The sequence below is a fragment of the Chryseobacterium sp. HMWF035 genome, assembly GCF_003094695.1.
GTDB classification, from domain to species: Bacteria; Bacteroidota; Bacteroidia; order Flavobacteriales; family Weeksellaceae; genus Chryseobacterium; species Chryseobacterium gambrini.
This window is the reverse complement of the sequence record NZ_QEHP01000078.1, coordinates 1-3,365: the sequence shown is the minus strand read 5'-3', so window position 1 is coordinate 3,365 and position 3,365 is coordinate 1. Positions and strand designations below refer to the sequence as shown.

Below are 3,365 nucleotides of genomic sequence, written 5' to 3'. Positions count from 1 at the left end.
GTTATTCATATATGTTTATGGTTGTATTTTTTTTAAGCATGAGATTATTTTATAAAATGTTAATAGACAGTACTTTATTGTTGTTTTTTTTCTAAATAAAAATTATATTTGCATTATAAAAGTATTATAGAAAAAATAATTTATAATAACATGAAAAAAAATTTTGATGAAAAAAAATCATTTCCGGGATCGTATACATGAATGTTAGTGTTGTTCCCTCTTAGGCTCTAATTTATTTATTTTTTAAAAGTAAATAAGATATTCAAATATCATTGTAAAATTATTTGGCTTCCTGATTTTTGATAAAAGCAGGAACTTCCAAATTGACATAAATTTAACAAAAATTATGTCTACACTAACCTTGATTATGTCATAATTCTGGCTGTTTAGGTCATCACCAATATTTGCGAAAAGCATCGGTGTTCTTTATCAATGTTTATTTATCAATAATTCCACAATTCCAAATTACATTAAGATTTATATATATAATTTATAAGTTATATTTTGAATGTAGCAGTGTTTTATATATTAATTTTTTTTGCTTAAAATTCTTCCAATCAATTTAATTTAAACATGATTTGAGTATTTGAGCTTTAATATTCATTAGTTAAATGTTTTAAAAATAAATACAAATAATTAAAAAATCTATATTATGAAAAGCAAGTATCTTTTAATATCATTAATGGTTTTATTTCAAAATATATATGCTCAAGTGGGTATAGGAACACCAACACCTAGAGGAGCGTTAGATATCAATAAACCAACAACTCACAATATGGGATTAGTACTGCCTACGAATTCTTCTACAGGAAGCATTATAAATCCACAAGGTGGAAACGTTGCTGAAGGAACTATGATTTACGACAGTACAATGAAGTGCGTAAAAGTATTTAATGGCACAACATGGTCAAACTGCCTATGTGATGCTTGTACAACTACTCCAACAATAGTTGCTGATTGCACAGCAAGTGGATTTCAAGGCACTTATACTAATGGTATATCCTTAACGGGAGCAAGTTTTTCTCTGACTCTTACAAATAACTCTTTTTCCACAGCTACAATTGGTTTTCAAACAAGTGATCTGGTTTTGAGTGGAGTGGGCGGAATTACTGTATCTTCTGTCTCACCAGCAACAGCAACACTTAATGCAGGGCAGTCTCAAATTATTACATATAATTTAAGCGGAACACCTGCTTCATCAGGAACTTTAACAGGAACTTGGAGCAAGCTAAGTTTAAGTTGTTCAAACTCTAAAGCAGTTGGAAAAACTGTTCGTTTTGCTTATTGGTCAACCTATTCAATAGGAAGTACAGAACAAGCTATATTTAATTCGCAACTTAGTAATACTGCAAATTATGGTAGTACAGGAATATATTCAGGTAATTTTAATGGCTTTGCTTTTACTAATATTACAAGTACATTATCAACTCTTACTGTGGCTAACTTGTTAAGTTCTTATGATATTATCTGCACAGGCTACTCAGAGATGACAACTGCTGATGCTGCTAAAATTAAAGGATTTGTAGATGGAGGAGGAGTTGCTATTATTCTCTTTGATAGCAATATTGGAACCACTCTGTTTAATGCATTTGGGGGTGCCGGATCGGTAGGTTCGGGTGTAGTAACCGCAACAACTAATTCAAATGCAATCAATAACGGAATATTCGGTAATACAACCAACATCACTATAAATGGTCAGGGTACATACGGAGTTGTTTCTACTTCTCAATTACCTTCAGGGTCTACTATTTTAGCAACTAACGGAACCTCTGCCCAGATTTTTATAGCCGGAAATCAAAACAAAGCTATTTTCATTTGGGATGAAGGAATATTTAGAGATACTTCTGTAGTCGGTACTGTCGTTGATACACCACAGGAAAGGTTTTTGCATAATATTGTGGCTTACGCTTTATCTAAGGCAGGCTTTTAAGAGATAAATAATTTACAAAATAATCCGTCTTAGAAATGAGTCGGATTATTTTGTAAATTATTTTAATGTTTCGTATATTTATATCTGGTAATCAAGTGTTTGTTTATGAGTCTTAAGCATTATAAACCAAAATCAGCTTGTTTTGTTTCCGTACAGTTTTCAGGATTTGATCCCGGAATATCATCCCGTTCGGATAGTGAATGATATTTTAGATTGAGTCAATATCAAACCGTTTTTGAAAGCTTACGACAAAGAAGGCAATCCCAGTTATCATCCCATGATGCTCGAGGTCATTGCTTTTGCCTATATGAATAATGTTTACTCCTCGCGGAAGATTGAAAAAGCACTTCGGGAAAACATTAATTTTATGTGGTTCTCCCATATGAGCGTGGTGGATCATAACACCATCAACCGTTTTCGCAGCCATAAGCTGGAAGCTTCTTTCAAAGATATTTTCTCGCAGGTTGTTTTGCTTTTGGCAGAAGAGGGTCTGGTAAGTATGAGAGAGGGTTTTATGGACGGACTCAAAATTGAAGCATAGGCAAATCGCTACACATTTGTTTGGGAAGAGGTATTCATTAATGGTTTTTTATCAAAGAAAGAATATGCCGACAAAGCTGAGAGGATATTGAGTACAAAGTTATCAAAACTTCGATGTCTGGTATGCTCTATTTGACAAATATTTTTAAGTTCGTCGTTGACAGACTCTATCAAAGCTTTTTTCTGAGCATAATTTTGTCTTGAAGGGCACAGGATTTAAGTCCTATAAATATTGGTTCTGGTTTAATGGTCAAAAATAGTTGGTGAAATTCTTCGCAACGCTTATTATTACTAATGATACAGTAAGTTTATTGAACTTTGTTTCAATAAACTTTTTTTGTAGCTGAAAATTCAAAAAATATCGTTGTTGGAGTTTCAAAAAGTCTGGATGTGATTTTTTTGGGAAAGCAAAACAGTAAGTGTCGTTCGTAAAAGGTTTTTAAGCCATAGTGCTGTTCCAATAATTTGAAAAAAAAGGATGGCAAAAGCCATCCTCTAAACTATTGTTTACAGCGTTGATTGTATTGCTGATGAGTTGCTCCTCAGCATTGCTCATTTTCTCTTCCAATCAACAGCCAAATATTACGAATTATTTTTGTGAAAAACACCAACTATTTTTGACCACATTACCTTGGTTCTAAATATCGCATAATGGCTTATTTTAGGGCTTTTTTGTTGGTTTATTCCTCCATAATAAACCAAGATAAACCATAATAAACCGCCATTTGTTGTGGCACAGGATTTTAAGTCCTATTACTTTTGGTCTAATTTGGTCTATTACGCCCTAAAATGGGGAATTTCCCGCATTTTAGCTATTCATTATAGACCAAGATAAACCAAGTTATACCGCCATTTGTTGTACCTATGTTGTACCCATATTTTTGGAAATTCCTCG

2 protein-coding genes and 1 pseudogene are annotated in these 3,365 nt (G+C 32.7%); 2 read left to right on the top strand and 1 reads right to left on the bottom strand.

Translation table 11 applies throughout. The features are described from left to right. Positions 1-652 precede the first annotated feature (652 nt). On the top strand, positions 653-1,930 hold the full coding sequence (locus DD829_RS12120; protein ID WP_108409910.1) for a hypothetical protein: 1,278 nt from the start codon (positions 653-655) through the stop codon (positions 1,928-1,930). A 235-nt stretch (positions 1,931-2,165) separates the two neighbouring features. Next, positions 2,166-2,471: a transposase gene (locus DD829_RS12115; RefSeq protein ID WP_165796629.1), complete on the top strand. Its 306-nt coding sequence runs from the start codon at positions 2,166-2,168 to the stop codon at positions 2,469-2,471. An 8-nt stretch (positions 2,472-2,479) separates the two neighbouring features. On the opposite strand, the pseudogene DD829_RS12110 reads toward DD829_RS12115, so the two are convergent. After that, positions 2,480-2,676, bottom strand: a pseudogene (locus tag DD829_RS12110) (transposase); the annotation flags it as partial. Between the last annotated feature and the right edge of the window lie 689 nt (positions 2,677-3,365).